The following is a 24074-nucleotide window of genomic DNA, read 5'->3' as shown; positions in this document are numbered from 1 at the left end:
CTTAATGACGGGCAGGGGATGACAGTCTCCTGCCTGTTTCGTGTGTTGTACGGAGTCACCATGTATTCGAAGTCTGGAACGCAAGCTTACGCTCAGGTTGATCTGGAAAGTCAGCTGGCGGGCGCATCGCCCCACGAGTTGATCACTATGTTGCTGGAGGGCGCGAAAAGCGCAGTATTGCGGGCGATGATCTATTTTGAAACCGGCAATATTGCCAAACGCGGGGAGATGATTTCCAGAGCGATCAATATTATTGATAACGGGCTCAGGACATCATTAGACCATGAGAAAGGTCAGCATATCGCTCAGGATCTTGAGCAGCTGTATGAGTATATGTCGCGAACATTACTGGAGGCAAACCGACAAAATAAACCCGAACTGCTCACGGGCGTGAGTGAAATTCTGACCAACCTTGCCACGACCTGGAAGGAAATTGAACCTAAGAAAAGGTAGGAAACTTATGGGTAAGACTGTGTATGGCGATTATGAAGGTATTTATCAGCTAAATTTAGATCTTCTCGAAATGGTGAAGCAGGAAAAATGGGAGGAGTTCATCCAGATGGCTGAAGTCTATATTACTCAGCTGCATGAGGTGCTGGCGAATCAGCCGGACGATATTTTGCCTGAGGAGAAATCCAGTCTGGCGATGATATTAGGAAACCTGCTTGAGAATGAAGACGAAATTGAAAAAACACTGAGAAATCGTCTGGATGTATTAAAAAAAGAAATGTCATCTTTACATCGAGGGAAAAAAGGCAGTGAGGCTTATTCAACACAATTTACCTCAGCTTTCCATTAATCCCCTGAGAGGCTATTTTGGTTAATCCTGATATAGCCTTCGCCTGATTTGAACACCCCTCTCATCAGCGCTTCTCGCCCCCGCACCAACCTGATTATTTTTAACAGGTAATTTAGTGAGTCATAGTGACTTGTTAATAATAATTAATCGTTAATTGATTTTTTATCACATTGAGGGCTGGCGCGAGCTGGCCCCGGCTTTCTACGGAATAAACAAAATAAAAAGGCCCGCTGGCGGTCAGTGAGGTGGTGACTTGCTTATTCCCCGACAGGGAATCGAGTAACACGCACCGGTTCTGAGTGCACAGTTTTATCTGCAAACCAGGTGGCGGAGGCGAAAGTAACGAGATGCGCCATGAAATACGGCTGAGCCGCGCCCCGGCCGGTAGCGTCGGATTGAGCGGACGGCTCGATAATATTTGTCCGCCAACGCTGACGCCGCCCCCGGCCGATGTGCCGCTCCACGAACCGCTGGCGGCTGGCGCATCCAGCGGGAAAAGAAACAAAGAAGCCAGCATCAGCACCCTGAATGTCATTCTTTGCCTCCGATGATGTAAGACATCCGGACAGTGCGGTTGTTGCTGATTTCCTGATTGGATAACACCGCCAGTTGCGGGAAAACACGCCGCAGGAATCGCGATAACATAAAGCGAAGTGGCTGATTCACCAGCAGAACCAGTGGTGCACCAATGGCTTCCTGTTGCGAAATCGCTTTCTCTGTCTGCAAGATGATATTTTCCGCAATGCCCGGCTCAATCGCGCTGCCACTTTGCGTTGCCTGGGTCAGCAGCCTTTCAAGATTGAGATCCAGCCCGATCACCTGCATTTCTGCGTTGCCGGGGAACCATTTTTGCGTGATAGCACGTCCCAACCGGACGCGCACATGTGCGGTCAGATCGTCGGGATCGGTAATGGTGCCTGCATATTCCGCAAGGGTATCAATGATGGTTCTGACGTCACGAATAGAAATATGTTCCGCCAGTAGATTCTGAAGCACCTTGTGGAAAGTGGTCAGCGAAATGACACCTGGGATCAGATCCTCTACCAGTTTCGGCATGTCTTTGGTCAGCCTGTCCAGCAGTTGCTGAGTTTCCTGACGGCCAAACAACTCTTCTGTATGCAAGGAAATCAGGTGATTCAGATGCGTGGCGATCACTGAACTCGGATCGACAACCGTATAGCCGAGTGTCTGCGCGCGTTCACGCATCACCTCATCAATCCATATCGCAGGTAAACCAAAAGCAGGATCCTGACAAGGCACGCCTGGCAGTTCACCTTCAGCACAACCGGGATCAATTGCCATCCAGCGTTCCGGCTGGGTTTCGCCCCGGCCAATTTCAACGCCTTTAAGCAGGATTCGGTAATCCGTAGGCGCCAGATCCAGATTGTCACGAATATGCACAGCGGGCGGCAAAAAGCCCATGTCTTGGGCGAATTTTTTGCGGATCCCACGAATACGTGTCAGCAACTGCCCCTTTTGATCACTGTCTACCATGGGGATCAAACGGTAGCCCACTTCCAGCCCCAGCACATCTTCATGCTGAACGTCGGACCATGAGGCTTCGGTCGTTTGTGCTGCATCTGGCTCGCTGTCCGCAGAGGCTTGCCCTTCTTTATTGCTGGCGCGTCGCTGGCTGTCCGTTCCAGACATCTGACGTCCGCGCATCCACCAGGCAAGCGCCAGCAGGGCGACGGTGAACAGCAGGAATACAAAATTCGGCATGCCGGGAACCAGGCCCAGTAAACCGATGACGCCTGCGGCAAGTACCATCACGCGCGGGTTATTGAAGAGCTGGCTGACCATCTGTTCGCCGACATCTTCATTAGTCGCCACGCGGGTCACGATAACACCGGCTGCGGTAGAGATGATAAGCCCCGGTATCTGCGCGACCAGACCATCGCCTATCGTCAGCAGCGTGTAGGTGGATCCTGCTTCGCCAAAAGACATGCCGTGTTGCAGCGTCCCGATCATCAGCCCGCCGATCACGTTAATTCCCATGATCAGTAAACCTGCGATGGCATCGCCACGGACGAATTTACTGGCGCCGTCCATCGAACCGTAGAAATCCGCTTCCTGAGTGACTTCATTACGACGTTTTTTCGCTTCCTGCTCACCGATGATCCCGGCGTTGAGATCCGCATCAATCGCCATCTGTTTTCCCGGCATCCCGTCAAGGACAAAGCGTGCACCCACTTCGGCAATACGCCCGGCACCTTTGGTGATGACCATAAAGTTGATGATAACCAGAATGACGAAAACGACGATACCGATGGCAAAGCTGCCACCCACCAGAAAATGCCCGAAGGCGTCAACGACCTGACCCGCAGCGCCGTCGCCAGTGTGACCGTACATCAGGATCACACGGGTGGACGCGATGTTTAAGGCCAGACGCAGCAAAGTTGAAAACAGCAATACCGTCGGGAACGCGGAGAATTCCAGCGTATTTTGCGTAAACATTGCCACCATTAATATCATCAGCGACAGCACAATATTAAAGGTAAACAGTAAATCCAGAACGAACGTCGGTAAGGGCAAAATCATCATCGACAATATGGTCAGGATTAAAATCGGTCCTGCCAGAATCTGCCATTGCGTCTGTTTAAAATCCGGTAAACGTAATTTGGTGGCTAAATTGGCCATCACTCTTGACTCTCTTGTGCAAAGTCCAGTGCAGCAGGCACCGGAAGGTTCTCAGGTTTTTGGGGAAGCGTGCCGGTGCCTTTTTTCCAGCGTTTCAGGCCGTAAACCCAGGCCAGAACTTCTGCGACAGCGCCATATAATTCTGTTGGAATTTGTTCTCCGATTTCACAATGCCGGTATAACGCACGGGCCAGCGGAGGTGCTTCCAGCATCGGAATTCCGTGCTTTGCGCCTTCTTCCCGGATGCGTAATGCAATTTCACCCGCTCCTTTGGCGAGCAGGGTGGGAGCGCCCGTTCCTCCCTCTTTGTAGCAAAGGGCGATGGAATAGTGCGTCGGGTTGTTGACGATGACGTCGGCCTCTGGAATATCGGCCATCATTCGCTGGCGGGCTGCATTGCGCTGAAGTTGTTTGATACGCCCTTTGATGTGCGGATCCCCTTCATGCTGTTTGAATTCGTCCCGTATTTCCTGGCGGCTCATGCGTAACTTTTTCAAATTACTCATGATCTGATAGAAAACGTCGTAACCCACCAGAGGGATCAGCGCCAGGATCACCACCAGCAGCGCGTTGGATATCAGGGATCGCGTATCTCCCAGGGCGATCGCAACCGGTTCAGAGATAAGCTGGATCATGTGCGTCTTATTGCTCATGAGGTAGATGGCGCAGGCCGCTCCCACCAGCGTGACCTTCAGCACACTTTTTAACAGTTCCGACAGGACCTGCATGGAAAACATGCGTTTGAATCCTGAGAGAGGATTCAAACGCTTGAGATCCACCTTCAGCGATTTACCGCTGAAGTTCAGCCCACCTAACAACAACGGCGAAGCCAGGCCGGTAATGAACAGGCCGAGCAGGATCGGCAAAACGGAAAGAACGCCCATCCTTAATAAGTCCCCAACGCGCAACAGCATCATTTTGGTATCGAGAACCAGCATCCGGTCAAACGTCAGTCCGTTATGCAGCAACAGATTGAGTTTTCCGGCGAGATGCGTTCCTCCTAACAGAATCAACATCCAGCCGATCAGTAACATCAGCAATGAGGTCAGTTCTTTGGAGCGAGGAATTTGCCCGTCTTCACGGGCTTTGGATAGCCTGTGGGGCGTGGGTTCCTCGGTTTTTTCTACATCACTTTCCTGAGACATGGGTTCTGCTGGATCTTAGGCCGTAAGTTCTGGCTGGTATAAATAAAAGGGAGAAAGTCACTGCGCAGTTGCCTCAGAAACCCAACGTTTCCAGCAGGTCATCAACCTGATCTTGTGAAGCGACGACACCTGCAACGGACTGATTGATTTGTGGCCCATTTTTCAGGCTTTCAGAAGGTGCGGCGACCAGTGATTGCGCCCCCGGCATGTTTTCCACCAGTACCTGAATCAGCTCATGCTCGACGTTTTCAATCAGTTTCATCATGTTCTGAATCACCTGACCGGTCAGATCCTGAAAATCCTGCGCCATCATGATTTCCATCAGTTGCTGATTGGTCTGGCTGGCAATTTTGGGCGCGGTATCCAGAAACTCACGGGTATCAGCAACCAGTTCGCGGGCCTGGGATAATTCTACCGGCTCTGCAAACCAGGCATCCCAGCGCGTTTTCAGTTCGGTGGATTGCTCACTCAGACCATCCTGTAACGGGCGCGCAATTTCGACACATGTCAGGGCGCGATCTGCGGCCTGAGAGGTTTTGCCCACTACATAATTGAGGCGATCGCGGGTGTCCGGAATCGCCTCAGCAACATCCATGATGGCGCGATCCAGACCCAGATTTGCCACGCTGTCACGTAAGAGGCGGGTGAGCTGACCTATCCGTGAGAAAATTTCTCTGAAGTTATCTGCTGACTGCTGGTTCTGTGTTGTATTCATCCTTTACCACCCGAGCTTTTCGAAGATTTTATTGAGTTTCTCTTCCAGAATGGCAGCCGTGAAAGGCTTCACCACATAGCCATTTGCACCCGCCTGAGCGGCAGCGATGATGTTTTCTTTTTTCGCTTCAGCCGTCACCATCAGCACCGGAATGGTTTTCAGGGTGTCGTCTTTACGTATTTCAGACAGCAGCTGAAGCCCGTCGATATTGGGCATATTCCAGTCACTGATGACGAAATCGAATTTTGAGGCTCGCAGTTTGGTTAATGCATCGTGACCGTCTTCAGCCTCTTCAACATTTTTAAAGCCCAGATCCTGCAACAGGTTTCTCACAATGCGGCGCATGGTGGCGAAATCATCGATAACTAAAAAACGCAAATTATTGTCTGCCATACATCGTCCTTTTTTTTGAAAAAATGTTTTAAATACAATTCATTAAATGAAAACCGCAGCGAGGAAACAGCGTGACGGGAGATAAGATTAAATTCTGCGTGCCTGACCCACGACGCCGTTGAGAATGCGCTGGGTTATGTCATCCAGATCGACAATTTCGCAGACCGCTTCAAGACCTATGGCTTCGCGGGGCATGCCGAAGACCACGCAGGTTTTTTCACTCTGTGCCAGCGTATGTGCCCCCGCTGAACGCATGGCCAGCAGTCCCTGAGCCCCGTCGCTGCCCATGCCGGTTAAAATGGTCCCGACTGCGTTTCTTCCAGCGGATTTTGCTACTGAATTAAACAGGACATCGACCGAAGGACGATGGCGATTAACGGCAGGCAGCTGATTGATTTTTATATGGTAATTAGCCCCGCTGCGTATCAGTTCCATATGCATATCGCCGGGGGCAATATAAGCATGGCCGGGCAGCACCCGGTCGCCATCCTCGCCTTCTTTTACTTTGATCTGACAAAGATTATCCAGCCGCTCAGCGAAAGAGCGGGTGAATCCCGGCGGCATATGTTGCGCTATTACAATCCCCGGACAATTGAGCGGCATGGGAACCAGTACGCGGCGCAGAGCTTCAGTTCCGCCCGTTGACGAACCGATGGCAATAATTTTTTCACTTCCGACCAGCGGGCCGGAGATGATTTTAGGTACCTGACCCGGATTTTCGCGCCGATGAACCTGCGCTTGAGAAGCCATACGGATTTTGTCCGCGATAATTTCCGCGTAGTGCATCATGCCGTCTTTCAGGCCCATCTCGGGTTTGGTGACAAAATCCACCGCACCCAGTTCAAGCGCACTCAGTGTGATTTCCGATCCCCTACGGGTCAGCGATGACACCATGATGACGGGCATCGGGCGCAGCCGCATCAGGCGCTCCAGGAAGTCCAGACCATCCATTCGTGGCATTTCCACATCCAGCGTCAGAACATCGGGGTTAAATTGTTTGATCAAATCTCTGGCAATGATCGGGTCCGGTGCTGTCGCGACCATCTCCATATCGGGCTGGTGATTCACAATTTCACTCATAATGCTGCGAATAAGTGCGGAGTCATCGACACAAAGTACTCTTATCTTTTTCATCATTTCTCCCTGGCGAGGTAATACACTGACTGGCCACGCAGACGGAAAGGACTGTTCATCTTGCTAAAATGTTCAGAATGACCGGCGAATAAAATGCCACCAGGTTTGAGCATTGTTGCAAAGCGTTGCATCAGGTGTTCCTGAGTTTTTTGGTCGAAGTAAATCATCACATTTCGACAAAAAATCGCGTCAAAGGGAGCCGGGACATCCCATTTTGAATCCAGCAAATTGAGGTGCTGGTAGCGGATTTCTGCCAGCAGCTCTTTCCGTACTTTCACCAGATTCTCCTGTGCACCTGTTCCGCGCAGGAAATATTGGCGTTTTTGTTCGTCGGTTAAACTGTCGATATCGGCGAGTCTGTACACGCCGGTATTGGCTTTGTTTAAAACCTCCGTATCAATATCCGTCGCCCAGATACGGGGACCGGTGATACTGCGCCCCAGTGTTTGTTCCAGGGTCATGGCGATTGAGCAGGGTTCCTCACCTGTTGAGGCTGCTGTACACCACACGGTGTAATTAGGCCTACCCCTGGCATGTTCCGCCAAAATAGGAAAGTGGTAAGACTCCCGAAAAAACGACGTCAGATTGGTGGTCAGGGCATTGATAAAGGCCTGCCATTCCTGACTTTGCGGGTTGGCTTCCAGCCGTTTTACATAGTCGGTAAAACTGGTTAATTTCAGTTCCCTCAATCTGCGCGACAACCGGTTATAAACCATGTCACGCTTTTGGCTGTTTAAAACAATCCCTGCACGCTGATAAATCAGCTCACTGATTTTTTGTAAGTCTTTATCAGAAAGGTCTTCCTGAATACGCATATTTTAATTATTCAACTGTCACGGATAAAACATCATTCCCAAAGGGATAATACCGGTCATTTCTGCCCGCACTTTTACTGATAGACAAAGTTACTGATAGAAAAAACCACAGATAGAAATATTTTCTGGTGATTTCCTGAAATCCTGAGAAAAAGAGATATTCTCAGTGAGGACGCAAGATGACCAGCAGGCCATATTATTACGTAATGTCTTAACTTCTTTTAATTGCAGGCAATGTGTGAGGTAATAAAATAACGAATAATCAGACTGCCATACTCATGATTTCCTGGTAGGCACTGACCATTTTGTTACGTACCTGAATCCCCAGATTTAATGCCACTGAAGATTTCTGCATTGAGACCATCACGTCGTTAAGTCCGATGTCTGTCGCGCCGGTCATGTAGTCCTGAGCCTGCGTTTTCGCCTGGTTTTGGGCACTGCTGATACTGTTAATGCTGTCGAACAAGACATCCGAGAACTGTAACTTCTTGTCCGCACGTTGGCTTTCAGAAATAAAAGGTGAGGTTTTTGTTGCTGAAACCTGTTGTGCCTGGAAATTCATTTGTTCCAGAACGCCGTTAATCGATGGAATAGACATCAGTATTTCCTTTATATCGGCGTAATGACTTCTTCGCCGTTCCTTCTATTAGCATTTAATAACTGCAGCGTAACATAAGGTCAGCAAAATAAAATAATTCGAATAGCTGACAGAAACTTCAGCTTATTGATGCTTAAAAAAAACGCAATTAGAAGATAATACGCAGCTGGAAATAAGTCTGTGTATTTACTGCTTCGCTTTCTCTAATCCGTAACCGGAGTGCTGATTCGCAATAATACGCCGCATTGCGTCATTTATTTTTTTACAGGATTACGGCATGAATGCCACAACAAACGGTATCAAAAACAAAAATACAGCTAATCTGAAGGCAGTATTAGAACGTCTCCGCTCTAGTCCTAAAATTATTCTTGTTATCAGTGCTTCAGCGGCCATTTCAGTGATTATCGCTCTGGTCTTTTGGGCAAAATCCCCGGATTACCGGGTGTTGTACAGCAATATCAGCGAGCAGGATGGGGGGGCGATTGTGGCCCAACTGGCGCAGCTGAATGTGCCATACCGTTTTGAGGAACATGGCGGCGCCATTATGGTCCCGGAAGACAAGGTCTATGAAGCACGTCTGACCCTTGCACAGATGGGATTACCTAAAGGCGGCGCGGTGGGTTTTGAATTGCTCGATCAGGAAAAATTTGGTATCAGCCAGTTTAGCGAGCAGGTCAATTTCCAGCGGGCGCTGGAAGGCGAGCTTTCACGAACCATTGAAACTCTCGGATCGGTGCAGGGTGCGCGCGTACATCTTGCCATTCCTAAACCTTCGATGTTTGTTCGCGAGCAAAAGCAACCTTCTGCTGCGGTCACGGTGACGCTCAGTCAGGGACGTTCTCTTGATTCCGGGCAGGTCAGTGCGATCACTTATCTTGTGTCGAGCGCGGTTCCCGGCCTGAATGCGGATAACGTCACTATTGTCGATCAAAGCGGGCATCTGCTGACCCAAAGCGGTGGTCAGGCGATGCAGACCACTCAGCTTAAATACACCAGTGAAGTAGAAGCGGATTTCCAGCAGCGGATCCAGACGATTGTGGCGACCATTGTCGGGCGAAACAACGTCAAGGCCCAGGTCACAGCACAACTTGATTTTACCCAGCATGAGCAAACTGCCGAGCAATATCAGCCCAATACTTCGCCGGACAAAATGGCCATTCGCAGCCGTCAGACCAGTGACGCAGAACAGGGCAGCAAAAACGCCACAGGCGGTGTGCCAGGGGCATTGAGCAATCAGCCACCGGCACCGGCTACCACGCCAATCACCCAGCCCGCAGCTGCTAATAACACAGCGGCAAATGGCAATACTGCGAATAACCCTGCGGCTAACACGACGACAAACAATGCCGCAAACGGCAGTGCATCGACGACAGTCCTGACGCCGATGCCTTTCAATAACCGTAAGGACAATACCACTAACTATGAGCTGGACCGTACGCTGACGCACATCAAGCGCAGCACAGGTCGTATTGAAAGGCTTTCGGTCGCGGTAGTGGTGAATTATCTGCCGGGTAAAGAGGGCGATCCGGTCGCGTTAACCCCTGAGCAACTGGAGCAAATCAATGCTTTGGTGAAAGAAACAATGGGTTATTCCTCCGCGCGTGGTGACACTCTGAACATCGTCAATTCGCCTTTCAATACCGTGGAAGAAGACGTTACTCCGCCATTCTGGAAGCAGGACGGGTTCCTCAATCTCCTGATGGCTGCCGCACGTTATCTGCTGATCGCACTTGTCGCATGGTTCCTGTGGCGTAAAGCGGTGCAGCCGGCCTGGCTGAGAAATCAGGAACTGGTTTTACAGCGTCTTGAGCTGGAGAAGCAGGCGCGTCAGGCTGAAATTGATGCCAATACCCGTCGGGCTGAAAGTGGTGCCAGAGCTAAGGCAGAACAGCGCGTTGAAACGGAAATTAATACCCAGAGTCTGCGGGACCTGGCCGAGCAGGAACCACGAGTTATTGCTCTGGTGCTCCGTCAGTGGATGAACAAGGAGCTGAAGTCATAATGAATGCCCACGAGAAAAGTGCGATTGTCATGCTGACACTCGGTGACGGACTGGCGGCTGAAGTGTTCAAACACCTCAATACTCACGAAGTCAAAATGATCAGTAGTGCGATGGTCAATATGGGGGGATTTACCCATGAACAACTGGCGGCCGTGCTGAAAGAATTCCAGACGGATTCCAGCGAGTACGCTGCGCTGAGTCTTAATACCAATGATTATCTGCGCAGTGTACTGGTGAAAGCGCTTGGTGAAGAGCGGGCATCCAGTCTGCTTGAAGATCTTCTGGATTCGCAGCAAGGATCCAATGGTATTGAGACGCTCAACTTTATGGAGCCGCAGACGGTCTTTGATCTGATCCGTGATGAGCATCCGCAAATCATTGCCACCATTCTGGTTCACCTGAAACGAGGCCAGGCGGCGGACGTGCTGAGTAAATTCGACGACCGCGAGCGCAACGACATTATGCTGCGTATTGCGACGTTCGGCGGCGTTCAGCCTGCCGCATTGCAGGAACTGACCGAAGTCCTCAATAACCTTCTGCACGGTCAAAACCTCAAACGCAGCAAAATGGGCGGTGTTCGTCCTGCGGCTGAAATTCTTAACCTGATGAAAACGCAGCAGGAAGAAGCAGCGATTGAAGCGGTTCGCGAGTTCGACCAGGAGCTGGCGCAGAAAATCATCGACGAAATGTTCCTGTTCGAGAATCTGGTGGAAATCGAAGATCGCAGCATTCAGCGCATTCTTCAGGAAATCGAAAACGAATCGCTCATTGTGGCACTCAAGGGCGCCGACGGGGCGCTGCGCGACAAGTTCTTCCGCAATATGTCGCGTCGTCAGGCCGATATCATGATGGAAGATCTCGGTTCCCGCGGGCCGATCCGTATGTCGCAGGTGGAAGCGGAGCAGAAAAATATTCTGTTGATCGTCCGTCGTCTGGCAGAAACCGGTGAAGTTGTGATTGGAGGGACTGACGATGCCTACGTCTGATCGCGATCAACCGCTTAACTGGCAGGCGTGGCAACCGCAGAACTTACTGGATGATTTCAGCCAGCCTGAACAGGACATTATTGACACCCCGGGCGCTTATCAGTCCGACGAACTGCTACAGGCTGAGCTTTCCCGCATCCGTCAGCAGGCGGAGCAAAAAGGGTTCGCTCAGGGTCAGGCGCGTGGCGTTGAGGAGGGTAAAAAGCAGGGTTTTGAGGCCGGATTTACGCAGGGTCAACAGGAAGGTTTCGCGCAGGGGCTGGCTGAAGCCGGAGCTGAACAGCGCGAAACCGGTGAGCGTTTTGCACGTCTGCTGGGCGAGTTTAAAATTGCCCTCGATAATCTCGACAGTGTGATCCCCTCCCGTCTGGTTCAGCTATCCCTGACGGCTGCCCGTTCAATTCTGGGCAAAAATATTGTCTGTGATAACGACGTGTTGCTGGAGAAAATCCAGCAGCTGTTGCAGCAGGAAACGCTGTTTAAGGGTAAAGCTCAGCTGTGGGTCAATCCTGACGACATGACGCTGGTGCAGGAGAATGTGGGCAAATCGCTGGAAGCCATGGGCTGGGAGCTGCGTGCGGATGTTCAAATCCTGCCAGGTGGCTGCCGCATCACGTCGGAAGAGGGCGAATTCGATGCCACGATGAGCACCCGCTGGCAGGAATTGTGCGAGCTGAGTCGGGAGGATTACCCGGCATGACCCTGCGTCTGAAGAACTGGCTGGAAGCTATCGACCGAAAAGAGAAGCTGATCACTTCACTGCCGCCTTTCCGGCAATACGGTAAGTTAACCCGCGCGACAGGGCTGGTAATGGAAGCGGTGGGATTAAAGTTGCCCATTGGCACACTGTGTATCGTTGAGCGTCATTCCCGCGACGGGATCGATAAAGTCGAAAGTGAAGTCGTGGGCTTTAACGGTCAGATCCTGTATCTGATGCCACTGGAAAATGTTGACGGGATCCTGCCTGGCGCCCGTGTTTATTCACTGGAAACAGGTGCCAGTAAAGGCAAGCAATTGCCATTAGGCCCTGAACTGCTGGGGCGCGTTCTGGATGCCAGTGCCCGTCCTCTCGACGGATTGCCTGCGCCCGTGACCTTGCAGCACGGTTCTTTGTTTACCCAACCGGTAAATCCGTTGCAGCGTGATCCTATCAAACATGTTCTCGATGTGGGTGTGAGAGCGATCAACGGCTTACTGACAGTGGGACGAGGTCAGCGTATGGGGCTATTTGCCGGTTCCGGCGTGGGGAAAAGTGTGCTGCTTGGAATGATGGCTCGTTACACCAAAGCGGATGTCATTGTGGTCGGGCTGATTGGTGAGCGTGGCCGCGAAGTGAAGGACTTTATCGAGAACATTCTTGGTGAAGACGGACGTAAACGTTCGGTTGTCATCGCGGCACCGGCAGATGTTTCACCGATCCTGCGTATGCAGGGGGCGGTTTATGCCACCCGCATCGCTGAGGATTTCCGTGATCGCGGGCTGGATGTTTTGCTGATCATGGATTCCCTCACCCGTTATGCGATGGCGCAGCGTGAAATTGCTCTGGCCATCGGAGAACCTCCGGCAACCAAGGGTTATCCGCCTTCCGTATTTGCCAAACTGCCTGCGCTGGTTGAGCGGGCGGGTAACGGTGTGAAAGAAGGAGGGTCGATCACCGCGTTTTATACCGTGCTGACGGAAGGTGATGATCAGCAAGATCCGATCGCAGACTCTGCCCGTGCGATCCTCGACGGCCATATTGTTCTCTCACGCCGCCTGGCGGAGTCCGGACACTATCCGGCCATTGATATTGAAGCCTCCATCAGCCGTGCAATGACCGAACTCATTGAGCCGGTTCACTATAAAAAAGTACAAAACTTCAAACAGTTACTTTCTTCTTATCAACGTAATCGTGACCTCATCAGCGTGGGCGCTTATGCCGCAGGCTCGGATCCGTTGCTGGATAAAGCGATCCGTCTGTATCCGCAAATGGAAGCCTACTTACAGCAGGCCATCTATGAAAGCAGCGGTTACGAAGAGGCCGGTAATAACCTGGATAAGATTTTTTCTGACTAACCCAAAACCTGAGATGAGTAATTAATCATGGCGATCACCAGCCCGATGGATTTTCTTCGCGATCTTGCTGAGCAGACGCTGACGGATACCACCGCTGAATTAGGGAAAGTGCAGCAGGCGTATACGCAAGCCGCAACGCAGCTGGATCAGCTTGAAAATTTTGAACTGGAATACCAGCAACAGCTGCGCGCAACGGTATCGGGGAAAGGGATCCCGGTAGCTGACTTGCTTAACCGCCAGTCGTTCATTGATTCACTGGGAAATGTGGTTAAACAGCATGCAGGTCATGTGGCGAAATGTCAGAACTCCGTTGAACAGACTCTGCAGGCGTGGCGTCGCGACAAACAACGGCTGAACGCCTTTGAAACGTTAAAAACCCGCGCCGACGATGTCAGGACGCTTAAAGAGAATCGTCGGGAACAAAAATTAATGGACGAATTTGCGCAGCGCGCGTGTACGGGAAAACAAATCTTATGATCGTCAAAATAAACCCGGTCGTCAGTGGGTTGACGGCAAATAAAACCCCTGCGCCGGTTCAGGGAAGCGCAGATTTCGCCACATCGCTTGAGAATGCATTCCCCTCCGTGCCTAAAACCCCGGAAGAGGGAGGAAAAGGCACTCGCCCAATACCCGCTAAACCGGAGGAAGAAACCACCGAAAGAGATCCGCAGGAGGGGCTGGCTGAGGCTCCTCCTGTGGAGAGCTTTGTGGAAATGCCGGATGTGCAGATATCTGCCGAAGTGCCTTCATTTGTTGATCCAAAACAGCAGACCCTACAGCAACTGGTCACGCAAAATTCGCAGACTCCACCTACACCTGCGTTATCTGCCACCCCCCAAACCGTAGAAGCTGCCACCGGAAATGGAGCTGAACTGAGTGCCAGACCGCTAACGGAAGCCATCGTGCCACAGGATGCCGAAGGTCAGCGCAGCAGTTTCATGCTGCCTGAATCGATGAAACCGAAAGCCGCGGCACAGGCCCTTACTGCGACGGGAGAAGGTAAACCCGGGACTGATAAAGTGGCAACAGAACAGCACACGGCTTTTTTATCACAGTTGAAGCCGGGTGAGAGGATGCCTGAAGAGGCCGGGGCAGTAAAACCGGATGCGACCACGGCTCATCCATTGATCGCTGAACAACGAGTTACACCAGTGGCTGATGTGGGAATTCGTCCGCACATTGCGGCGGCCATCGAGCAGGTGGTTTCTCAGACACCGGTGAACTCGACCTCACAGCCGGCACTTAATCAGGCATTGGGAACACCGGCCTGGCAGCAGGCATTGAGTCAGCAGCTTTCCTATTTCTCCCGCAACGGTATTCACAATGCTGAACTGCGTTTACATCCTGAAGAACTGGGCTCGCTGCAAATTAATTTGCGGCTGAACAACAATCAGGCTCAGCTGCACTTTGTGGCGGAAAACCACCAGGTACGTGCAGCGCTTGAGGCCGCAATGCCTCAGTTACGCACCTCGCTGGCAGAATCAGGCGTTAATCTCGGTGAAAGCAGCGTGGGGGCCGATACGTCATCATCCTGGGCTGGTTCTTCTCAATCGGACAGGCCCTCCAGTCACTCCTCTGGCGGAGAAGACCCCGGCGAGCATAGCTCTGCCTCTGAAGAGCAGGCACCCGTCAGAACCAATACGCTTCATTATTCTAACGGTATAAATACATTTGCCTGACAATATTTATCATCGAACGAATTACCAACAGTAATTTCATTTCTTTCATGAATTGTGATGGCGTCCGACTGTAATAGAATGCTCTACTAATTGGAGCGTCTTTAATTGTCCGGTCAGCGGATAGTTTTATAACAGGGTTTAGCAGGTAATGACCAAGAAAAATCAAAAAAACAGCGGGGGCGGGAAAAAAATCTCACTGGCTATTTTATGTATGATGTTAATTGCCGCCGGAGCCTGTGCTTTAGCGGGTTATACTTTTTATGAAATGAAGAATCTTAAGGCGGGCGTTGCGGCTGAGAATACTTCCTTGTTAGTAAAATCAGAACCCGCGGTGCCGGTCTATGTTCCGATGGACACTTTTACCGTCAGTATGCAACCTACACCATCAAGCGCAGACCGTGTTTTATATGTCGGATTAACATTACGTGTCCGGGATGATAATTCTAAGAAAATCGTTGAGCAGTTTTTACCTGAAGTCAGAAGTCGTTTATTTATTTTATTAGCACATCAGACGGCTGAAAACTTATCGACCGATGAAGGTAAGCATCAGTTAATTGAAAAAATTAAAAGTACTGTCAGCAAACCACTCGCGCCTGACCACAGTGCGGTAGTGACTGATGTATTATTCAACGCATTTATCATACGGTAATTTCTATGTCTGACAGTATATTATCGCAGGCTGAAATTGACCGCCTGTTAAACGGCGGCAGCAACATGGAAAATGAAAGTGTTGCCAGCAATACGGTACAAGATGGGGGCGTGAAACCTTACGATCCTAATACTCAGCGTCGTGTGGTTCGTGAGCGCTTACATTCGTTGGAAATTATCAATGAACGTTTTGCGCGCCAATTCCGCATGGGGTTGTTTAATCTTCTTCGCCGCAGCCCGGATATCACTGCCGGAAATATTAAAATACAACCTTATCATGAGTTTGCCAGAAATCTCCCGGTGCCGACTAACCTGAATCTGGTTCACATGAATCCGCTTCGCGGCACGGCATTGTTTGTTTTCTCACCTAATCTGGTCTTTATGGCCGTGGATAATTTGTTTGGCGGTGACGGGCGTTTTCCGACCAAAGCCGACGGGCGCGAATTCACACCAACAGAACAACGGGTCATTAACCGCATGCTGACGATGGCACTTGAGGCTTATGATTTTGCCTGGAGTTCTATTTTCAAACTGCATACGGAATATGTTCGTGCTGAAATACAGGTTAAGTTCACTAATATTACTTCTTCACCTAATGATATCGTAGTGACCACGCCTTTTTATGTCGAAATTGGCCCGCACCGCGGTGAATTCGATATTTGCATTCCGTTTAGCATTATCGAACCTTTACGCGAATTACTGACGAACCCGCCGATGGAGAACTCCAAGCAGGAAGATCAGCAATGGCGTAATACGCTGGCTTCTCAGGTGAGGGATACTGAACTTGAGCTGGTAGCGAATTTCTCTGATATCTCAACCCGCCTTTCTCAGGTTATGAAAATGCAGAAAGGGGATATTATTCCCATTGATAAGAAAGAGAGTATTGAAGCTCGTGTCGATGGTGTTCCGGTATTTTCGGGTAAATATGGTTGTGTCAATAACCAGTATGCTTTGAAAGTCGAGCAGATGATGAATCCTGCTCTCTTATCTTTAAAAAAGGAGTAATTCCCCAATGAGTGACACCACACCTTCGTCTGGTGCTGATAAGCAATCCATCGATAATCTTTGGGGTGAAGCGATGAGTGAACAACAAGCCGCGGATAATACCTTCGGTAAAGAAAATCTGGTGACGAATTTTTCCGAGGATTTGAATCTAATCCTCGATATACCGGTCAAGATGACGGTGGAATTAGGTCGCACCAAAATGACGATTAAAGAATTATTGCGTCTGAGTCAGGGATCCGTAGTTTCACTGGAAGGCCTGGCAGGCGAACCGCTGGATATTTTGATTAATGGCTACCTGATTGCCCAGGGAGAAGTGGTGGTGGTATCCGATAAATTTGGTGTCCGTATCACCGATATTATTACACCTTCCGAGCGGATGTATCGCCTGAGTCGATGATGAATAACCAGACCCAGACTCACATCCCGGTTAACGCACAATCTGCAATGCCGGGCTCAGTGTTGATGAATGTCGGCGGCGCGCTGGCGCTGATTTTACTGATTATCGCGGCCTGTGCCTGGGTTGCTCGCCGTGCCGGTTTCGCCCGGCGTTTACCGGCAGGTAATCAGATGATGTCTGTCGTGGCGAGCCATTCACTCGGCCAGCGTGAGAGAGTGATCGTGGTTGATATGAACGGCAAAAGATTACTGCTCGGTGTAACGTCCACCCAGATCAACTGTCTGGCGACGTTTGATGCACCTGAGATTAACGGGAATACTCCCGCGGCAGGTACGCCGGCCTCTTTCCAATCTACCCTGATGAATTTGTTGAAAAAACGTACCGTGGAGTTCCCAAAATGAATCCCTGTCCACGACAACGCGCTTCTGTCTGGATGTACTCAGGTGGTTTCATTTTGTTGTTTATCTGCCTGATGCTGCCAACGCAGATCGCCTTTGCGGCGAACAGCGACATGATGATCACCCGTTCCACGGATGGCGAGAACTGGTCATTGCCGGTGCAAACGCTGGTGCTGTTGACGTCACTGACGTTTTTGCCTGCCGTGCTTCTGATGATGACCGGTTTTACGCGGATCATCATCGTATTGGGGCTGTTGCGAAATGCGCTGGGTACACCTTCCACACCCCCGAATCAGGTTTTACTCGGTCTGGCGTTATTTCTGACGTTCTACGTAATGTCTCCGGTTTTTAATCAGATCTATCAGGACGCATGGCAACCTTTGTCAGAAGACAAAATCAGCATGGAAACAGCACTGGAAAGGGGAGTGCAACCGCTGCGCACATTTATGCTGGAACAGACACGCGAAAGTGATCTTGCTTTGTATACGAGAATGGCGAAGGAAGATAATTTTCAAACGCCGGCAGATGTCCCAATGCGTATCCTGTTGCCCGCCTTCGTGACCAGCGAGTTGAAAACCGGCTTCCAGATAGGCTTTACGGTCTTTATTCCATTTTTGATTATTGACCTGGTTGTGGCGAGCGTTTTGATGGCGCTCGGTATGATGATGGTACCGCCTGCCACGATTTCGCTGCCTTTCAAGCTCATGTTATTTGTTCTGGTTGATGGCTGGCAGCTGCTGATGGGTTCACTGGCACAGAGTTTCTTTAGTTAAAGGACTGAATATGACACCGGAAAGTGTAATGGCCCTGGGATTTCAGGCGATTAAAGTCGGATTGATGATAGCCGCACCTTTGTTGTTTGCTGCTTTGTTTACCGGTCTCATCGTCAGTATTTTGCAAGCATCCACTCAAATAAATGAAATGACGTTATCGTTCATTCCAAAAATTCTGACTATTGTTGGCGTGGGTATTCTTCTCGGTCCCTGGATGATGAATCTCTTTCTGGATTATACACGGACACTCTTTACCAATATTCCCTACGTCATTGGATAGACATGCTGAATCTGTCAATTTCCAGTCTCTATGAAATAATTAATCAGTTCTTCTGGCCTGCTTTGAGGGTACTGGCTTTATTCTCCACCGCACCAATTTTTAATGAAAAAAGCATTGGTAAAAAAGCGAAGATCGGAATGGCGGTGATTATTGCCATGCTGATCGGTCAAAATCTTCCTGAAAGTAATGTTAAAATATTTTCCATAGCGGCTCTTTGGGTAGGCGCTCAGCAATTTATTATTGGGGCAGCGATGGGGCTCACTGTACAATTGATATTTGTCGCTGTGCGCAATGCGGGTGAGATCATTGGTCTGCAAATGGGACTGTCATTTGCGACATTCTTTGATCCGGCGGCTGGCGGGAATATGCCGGTGATCGCCAGGATATTAAACTTATTGGTCACATTATTATTTCTGACCTTCAATGGTCACTTATGGATGCTGCATATACTGGCCGACAGTTTTATATTATTGCCTGTAAGTACTAACCCGCTAAATGCCGACGGTTTTTTGGCTATCACGCATGCTGCCGGGCTGATTTTTAAATCTGGACTTATGCTGGGTTTACCCATTATTACCCTGTTGCTGATATTAAATCTGACACTCGGATTACTCAACCGGCTGACACCACAGCTCTCCATTTTTGTCGTGGGATTCCCGTTAACGCTGAGTATTGGCATGATCGCAATGTCATTAATTATGTACACGCTGGCACCATTTTTTGAGAATATGATGGCTGATATTTTCGACCAGCTGGAAAATATCATCATTATGTTTGCCTGATTTATCACCTTCATGAATTAATTTAATTTCGATTTTGTCATCTTTTCACGCAATAGATGACGGCGGATAAATGTTAAAATATTTTCGTACCATTATTGTATATCAACAAGCCATGTCTGCACGGAGCGTGCGCTAGACATTTTATAGATAACAAGGCCTATATTGTGAAATCCTTTTATTCATCTTTCCAGACTTCTCCGGCGGGCATTAATACCACTGCCGTGTTTTACGGTATTCATGGTGCTCATCCGGGGCGCGCACAAGTGCTGGAGTTAGGATGTGGAAAAGGAATTCACCTTATCCGCCAGGCTGCCATGTACCCTCAGAGTACTTTTGTGGGTATCGATCTCGATCCTGATAATATTGAACAGGGAAAGCAGCGTATTTCTGAATGTGCAATTGATAATGTATTCCTTTATTCGCTGGGATTAGCGGATTTACTTTCTATCGATCCGGGGAAATTTGACTACATCATTATCCATGAAATATTCAGCTTACTCGATGAGAGTACCCGTGAGTCTCTGCTGAGCTATTGTGAGCAGCATTTAACGCCCTGTGGGATCGTCGCAGTAAAGTGGAATACCTTACCTGGTGCGCAGGTTACGGATACATTACGTGAAGCGATTGCCCTGCATGGCCATGCTGCACAGAACGAAGAAGAGAGAATTTCCGCAGCTAAAGCGATGCTGGCTTATATGGATATGGCACATACCGACGGTGACCTCAAAAGACATATTACACAGGCGCTGACCCTCTCTGATGCTGAACTGGCAGTACGTTATATTTATAATAAAAATGATGCCTGTTATTTTTCTGAGTTTAACCAGCGTGTTGAACAATCCCACTTATGCTATGTAGGGGACATTTCTGCGCAATCCGAAATGGCTGCCCATTACGGTAAAGATGTAGAGCTGGTACATAAAGCCGCCACCGGTGTTTTCCATAAAATTGCCTCACAGCAATACCTTGATTTTGCCGTCAACCGGCAGATTCGTTTTAGCTTGCTGATTTCAAAAAATCACGCTGATCAAATTCGCCAGGCTCCGTTGATCGATAATATCGATAAGCTTCACTGGGCTGGAAATTACCAGCGTCGTATTGAAGCGAATATTTTCTATAATCGTCAGGGTGAGTCTTTGTCTTCGGATAACGATTTGTTATGCCGCATTCTGGATGTCATCGGCGACTGCTGGCCACTGAGCGTCAGTACGGCACAGATTATCCAAAATACTTACCAGCCTGAAGAAGTTGAAGGACAGGAAGTACATGCTCAGCAGGTCGTCGCAACGCTGAAAGCTTTATTTTTGAAAAATGTCCCCGGACTTTATATCAGTTTGAATCAATCACCTTATAACCATGCTACGTCAGGGAATCTCAAGTTAATCGAGAAGGTGACCGAATCGCGCTGGACCGGTGATAATGATATTGAATTACTGAACGGGTGGGGAGAATCTGCATTACTCACGTATGATGAATTCAGATACATTTCATCTGGTTTGAAAATTACTGATGAGTATGAGTATCTGCTCGCGCTTGAATTGGTAAGTAAGGGGTTATTAACGGGATCAGATATTGCCTGGATACGACTCTATCAGCAATCAATGGCATTACAGGACATTGATATTGCACGACGCCGGATCTCAAGTCTGATGTTGTTTTCAAACAGTATCCGGAATGGAGGATTCAAAAAAGATCACGTCAGCGATAAAAAGCATCTTCAGAAGAAATCCGATGTTCTTGATCTGAGAGCCTTGGGGAAAATGAAATCTCTCTTTGTGTACGGAAATGTGAAAGAGTCGCACGCCCTGTTAGAGGAGTTAATTGAAAAATACCCTGACAGCATCACTCTGCTTCGCGATGCCGCCTCAATATATCAGCAGATGAGTCATTTTGATGACGCATTGAAATGCCATACCCTCGGGCTTGCCCGCGACTCAACTGATTTTAATTTTTACAGCGGACTGGCACAGTGTCTTTCAAAGAAAAGTGATCTGTTTTATCCCAAAAGAGTGGCGCAAGATCTTGTGCGAAAGTATCCGGCAAAAGCTGAAGCATGGGATGTGTTGGGCATTATTTATAATGATGTTCGTAATAGCCTTAGATACGAAATCTGCGCGCGCAAAGCGGTAGAGTTAGATACAAACAATGCCGTATATCTGATAAAACTTGGTAATGTACTGAGTGAAAGAAACAAAATGCGTGAAGCCCGTGAGTTTCTTAAAAAAGGTGTGCAACTCTCGGAATCAACGAACAGTTATTTTCCTGGCTACAGTAATATGCTGTTTGTATTTCTGCATGATCATCTTTTCTCACAGGAAGAAATATTTTCTGAACATGAAATGTATGGTCTGAAACTGACGCAATGGGCTAACAATATAACACTTAAAAAATCCCCTGGTGCTGCAGTGAAGGGCCGTACGCGTTTGCGTGTTGGTTTTGTTTCTGGTGATTTCAGAAATCATCCGGTCAGTAACTTTATTTATCCAATTTTGGGTTCAATTGATAAATCCCGATTTGATATTATTGGTTATAACGCTTCACCCAATAATGATAATCACACCCGATTGTATGAAGCATTAGCTACCCGCTGGCATGAGATTCAGTCGCTTAGCCATATTGAACTGGCCACCCTTATCGTTGAAGATGAAATTGATATTCTTATCGATTTGTCGGGGCATACGGCTTATAACCGGTTACCCGCCTTTGGGCTGAAACCTGCACCGGTTCAGATGTCATGGGTAGGTTATCCCGGCACTACCGGGATAAAAGAAATGGATTATTATGTTATTGACGCCAATTTTGCACCGCCGGGTGTTCTGGATAGTCAGTTTACTGAAAAATTAGCCTATTTGCCTGTGGCTAAAAAATTTGAACCTTCTGATTTGATGGGAGCAATCAGCCCGCTTCCCGCTCTCGACAATGGATATATTACGTTTGGCAGTTTTAACCGGCCGCAGAAGTTAACGGGGGCTGTATTAGATTGCTGGGCGAAAATTCTAATACATTTACCAAAGGCAAAATTGCTGCTTGCCTCGATGAGTGATCAGGAAATGATGACTCATTTCAGCGGGGAATTAGAGAAGCGAGGTGTTCAAAGAAACCAAATTATTACACGTCTTAAAGTCGGTTTTGTAGAATATTTAATGATGCATAATGAAGTCGATGTTCTTCTGGATACCTTCCCGTATTCTGGAGGAACAACGGTTTGTCATGCTTATGGTATGGGAGTGCCAACACTTGCCTGTGCTGGTGAGACTATTGTCGCTCGTCAGTCTGCCGCATTAATGGGACATCTGGGGCTCAATGATTTCATCGCTACTAGCGAAGACGAATATATTGAAAAAGCCATCGCTTTCGATAAGCAATACGAATACCTCAATACAGTACGGTTAACAATGCCTGACCGTCTGAAAGAAATAGAGCAGCGTGTCGAAAGACCTTCATGGTATTTCGAGAAAATGCTCGAAAAAGCATGGAAACAGTATGAGAAAGGACTGCCGCCGGAATCTATTATTTTGTCGGAATTATAATTTATATGCCGTTTTTTTGCGGCGATAATTTGGTTATTAGTCAATTATCAGGTAATTGTTGTCATGGAAAAAAACATATTTGTCACTCGTCCTTTATTACCTCCGCTCGAGGAATTTATTCCTTATCTGGAAAATATCTGGGAAAGTCAGCATTTGACTAACGGGGGCCCGTATCACCAGCAGCTTGAAAAAGAACTGGCAGACTATCTGGGTGTGGAACATCTGTGTTTGTTTTCCAATGGCACGCTTGCTTTGCTGACCGCTTTTCAGGTGCTGGGTGTTACCGGTGAAGTGATCACTACGCCATATTCTTTTGTCGCTACGGCACATTCATTACTCTGGAATGGCCTTACGCCCGTATTTGTCGATACGGATCCCAATACGTTTAATCTTGATGCGGATAAGCTTGAGCAGGCGATCACACCGGCGACAACAGCCATTCTCCCCGTCCATTGTTATGGCATCCCCTGTAACACCCGCAAAATCGAAGAACTGGCGGATGCTTACGGGCTTAAGGTTATCTACGATGCCGCCCACGCTTTTGGTGTTAAACAAAATGGCGTCAGCGTCCTGCGTCAGGGCGACCTTTCTATTTTGAGTTTCCACGCCACCAAAGTGTTCAATACGATTGAGGGAGGTGCCATTATCTGTCACGACGTCAAAATGAAACAACGCATCGACTATCTGAAAAATTTTGGTTTCGTCAATGAAACCACCGTGGTCGCGGCGGGTATTAATGGCAAGATGAATGAATTACAAGCCGCCTACGGGCTTCTTCAGTTGCAACATATTAACAAGGCGCTCGACGACCGTGGCAGATTATATCGCCATTACAATACGCTGCTCGCGGATATTCCGGGGATTTCGTTGATTTCGGTTCCGGATGATGTGACCTGGAATTATGCGTATTACCCGATCATGGTTAATGAGGATTTTGCTCTCACCCGTGATGAGCTTTATGAATTACTTAAAGAAAATCACATTATGGCGCGGCGCTATTTTTATCCATTAATCAGCAGCTTCTTTATGTATAAATTTGCTGAAAGCGCGAAGAAAGAAAATCTGCCCGTTGCGCACCAGTTGGCTGACAAGGTGATTTGCTTGCCGTTATATCCAGGACTTGAAGAGGACGTGCAGCATAGAATAGCCGGGCTGATTCAGCTGGCCAGCGTTTACCCGCCTTTTCCTGTCGTTGCCTCGTTGTAACCCATGTCGCCTCGTTGTAAAGACGGCGATTTTCAGTTTTTTCGGCTCTGATAATGCTCTACCATGTCGGCACCTCTTTTATTGCATGGTTACG

The 24074-nt window shown here is 48.8% G+C and carries 25 protein-coding genes; 17 read left to right on the top strand and 8 right to left on the bottom strand.

Annotation, left to right across the window (positions count from 1 at the left end; translation table 11 throughout):
* Positions 1-60 precede the first annotated feature (60 nt).
* Together fliS and D5398_RS19180 are read left to right on the top strand one after the other, a co-directional pair.
* Positions 61-453 (top strand): flagellar export chaperone FliS, encoded by a 393-nt coding sequence (gene fliS / locus D5398_RS19185; protein WP_120509048.1) that lies wholly within the window; start codon positions 61-63, stop codon positions 451-453.
* A 7-nt stretch (positions 454-460) separates the two neighbouring features.
* Complete coding sequence (locus D5398_RS19180) at positions 461-799, top strand: flagellar protein FliT (RefSeq protein ID WP_244216801.1); 339 nt, start codon at positions 461-463, stop codon at positions 797-799.
* Positions 800-932: 133 nt separating this feature from the next.
* Here the strand turns inward: D5398_RS19180 and D5398_RS19175 are convergent, their stop codons facing one another.
* From D5398_RS19175 to fliE, 8 genes are all read right to left on the bottom strand, one after another.
* Entirely contained in the window at positions 933-1334 is a 402-nt protein-coding gene (locus D5398_RS19175) for a flagellar protein FlhE (protein ID WP_244216800.1), read from the bottom strand.
* A complete protein-coding gene (gene flhA, locus D5398_RS19170) occupies positions 1331-3439 on the bottom strand; it encodes a flagellar biosynthesis protein FlhA (RefSeq protein WP_120509047.1) in 2109 nt (702 codons plus the stop codon). Before flhA ends, D5398_RS19175 begins: the two co-directional genes overlap by 4 nt.
* Entirely contained in the window at positions 3439-4584 is a 1146-nt protein-coding gene (gene flhB / locus D5398_RS19165; RefSeq protein ID WP_120509046.1) for a flagellar biosynthesis protein FlhB, read from the bottom strand. The genes flhA and flhB overlap by 1 nt, the downstream gene beginning before the upstream one ends.
* 73 nt (positions 4585-4657) lie before the next feature.
* The gene (gene cheZ, locus D5398_RS19160) at positions 4658-5299 is read right to left on the bottom strand and encodes a protein phosphatase CheZ (RefSeq protein WP_120509045.1); all 642 of its coding nucleotides are present in this window, start codon (positions 5297-5299) and stop codon (positions 4658-4660) included.
* Between the two features lie 3 nt (positions 5300-5302).
* Positions 5303-5692 carry a chemotaxis response regulator CheY gene (gene cheY / locus D5398_RS19155; protein WP_120509044.1) on the bottom strand — a complete coding sequence of 130 codons (390 nt, stop codon included), beginning with the start codon at positions 5690-5692 and terminating at the stop codon, positions 5303-5305.
* An 87-nt stretch (positions 5693-5779) separates the two neighbouring features.
* Positions 5780-6826 (bottom strand): protein-glutamate methylesterase/protein-glutamine glutaminase, encoded by a 1047-nt coding sequence (locus D5398_RS19150; RefSeq protein WP_120509043.1) that lies wholly within the window; start codon positions 6824-6826, stop codon positions 5780-5782.
* Complete coding sequence (locus tag D5398_RS19145) at positions 6826-7641, bottom strand: CheR family methyltransferase (RefSeq protein ID WP_120509042.1); 816 nt, start codon at positions 7639-7641, stop codon at positions 6826-6828. The genes D5398_RS19150 and D5398_RS19145 overlap by 1 nt, the downstream gene beginning before the upstream one ends.
* A gap of 262 nt (positions 7642-7903) precedes the next feature.
* Positions 7904-8239 (bottom strand): flagellar hook-basal body complex protein FliE, encoded by a 336-nt coding sequence (gene fliE, locus D5398_RS19140; RefSeq protein WP_120509041.1) that lies wholly within the window; start codon positions 8237-8239, stop codon positions 7904-7906.
* 277 nt (positions 8240-8516) lie between these two features.
* Here fliE and fliF point away from each other — a divergent pair, with 277 nt between their 5' ends.
* From fliF to D5398_RS19065, 15 genes are all read left to right on the top strand, one after another.
* The gene (gene fliF, locus D5398_RS19135; protein WP_120509040.1) at positions 8517-10241 is read left to right on the top strand and encodes a flagellar basal-body MS-ring/collar protein FliF; all 1725 of its coding nucleotides are present in this window, start codon (positions 8517-8519) and stop codon (positions 10239-10241) included.
* Entirely contained in the window at positions 10241-11227 is a 987-nt protein-coding gene (gene fliG, locus D5398_RS19130) for a flagellar motor switch protein FliG (RefSeq protein ID WP_120509039.1), read from the top strand. The genes fliF and fliG overlap by 1 nt, the downstream gene beginning before the upstream one ends.
* The gene (locus D5398_RS19125; RefSeq protein WP_120509038.1) at positions 11214-11927 is read left to right on the top strand and encodes a flagellar assembly protein FliH; all 714 of its coding nucleotides are present in this window, start codon (positions 11214-11216) and stop codon (positions 11925-11927) included. Before fliG ends, D5398_RS19125 begins: the two co-directional genes overlap by 14 nt.
* Positions 11924-13282, top strand: coding sequence for a flagellar protein export ATPase FliI (fliI, locus tag D5398_RS19120; protein ID WP_120509037.1), 1359 nt, complete (start codon positions 11924-11926; stop codon positions 13280-13282). Before D5398_RS19125 ends, fliI begins: the two co-directional genes overlap by 4 nt.
* Positions 13283-13309: 27 nt before the next feature.
* Complete coding sequence (fliJ, locus tag D5398_RS19115; RefSeq protein ID WP_120509036.1) at positions 13310-13759, top strand: flagellar export protein FliJ; 450 nt, start codon at positions 13310-13312, stop codon at positions 13757-13759.
* A complete protein-coding gene (locus D5398_RS19110) occupies positions 13756-14961 on the top strand; it encodes a flagellar hook-length control protein FliK (protein ID WP_120509035.1) in 1206 nt (401 codons plus the stop codon). The genes fliJ and D5398_RS19110 overlap by 4 nt, the downstream gene beginning before the upstream one ends.
* Before the next feature lie 148 nt (positions 14962-15109).
* Entirely contained in the window at positions 15110-15610 is a 501-nt protein-coding gene (gene fliL, locus D5398_RS19105; RefSeq protein ID WP_120509034.1) for a flagellar basal body-associated protein FliL, read from the top strand.
* Between the two features lie 5 nt (positions 15611-15615).
* Positions 15616-16614: a flagellar motor switch protein FliM gene (gene fliM / locus D5398_RS19100; protein ID WP_120509033.1), complete on the top strand. Its 999-nt coding sequence runs from the start codon at positions 15616-15618 to the stop codon at positions 16612-16614.
* Positions 16615-16621: 7 nt separating this feature from the next.
* A complete protein-coding gene (gene fliN / locus D5398_RS19095) occupies positions 16622-17011 on the top strand; it encodes a flagellar motor switch protein FliN (protein ID WP_120509032.1) in 390 nt (129 codons plus the stop codon).
* Positions 17011-17412, top strand: coding sequence for a flagellar biosynthetic protein FliO (fliO, locus tag D5398_RS19090; protein WP_162940792.1), 402 nt, complete (start codon positions 17011-17013; stop codon positions 17410-17412). Before fliN ends, fliO begins: the two co-directional genes overlap by 1 nt.
* A 110-nt stretch (positions 17413-17522) precedes the next feature.
* Positions 17523-18182, top strand: a complete 660-nt coding sequence (fliP, locus tag D5398_RS19085; RefSeq protein WP_371414313.1) for a flagellar type III secretion system pore protein FliP — start codon at positions 17523-17525, stop codon at positions 18180-18182.
* 10 nt (positions 18183-18192) lie between these two features.
* On the top strand, positions 18193-18462 hold the full coding sequence (gene fliQ / locus D5398_RS19080; RefSeq protein WP_120509030.1) for a flagellar biosynthesis protein FliQ: 270 nt from the start codon (positions 18193-18195) through the stop codon (positions 18460-18462).
* Positions 18463-18464: 2 nt separating this feature from the next.
* Positions 18465-19244: a flagellar biosynthetic protein FliR gene (gene fliR / locus D5398_RS19075; RefSeq protein WP_120509029.1), complete on the top strand. Its 780-nt coding sequence runs from the start codon at positions 18465-18467 to the stop codon at positions 19242-19244.
* A 164-nt stretch (positions 19245-19408) separates the two neighbouring features.
* A complete protein-coding gene (locus tag D5398_RS19070; RefSeq protein ID WP_162940791.1) occupies positions 19409-22774 on the top strand; it encodes a bifunctional class I SAM-dependent methyltransferase/glycosyltransferase in 3366 nt (1121 codons plus the stop codon).
* Positions 22775-22837: 63 nt separating this feature from the next.
* A complete protein-coding gene (locus D5398_RS19065; RefSeq protein ID WP_120509027.1) occupies positions 22838-23980 on the top strand; it encodes a DegT/DnrJ/EryC1/StrS family aminotransferase in 1143 nt (380 codons plus the stop codon).
* Positions 23981-24074: the final 94 nt, after the last annotated feature.

The organism is Rahnella bruchi (assembly GCF_003614975.1).
GTDB lineage: Bacteria > Pseudomonadota > Gammaproteobacteria > Enterobacterales > Enterobacteriaceae > Rahnella > Rahnella bruchi.
The sequence above is the reverse complement of the archived record's forward strand: the minus strand, read 5'-3'. Positions and strand labels throughout refer to the sequence as shown.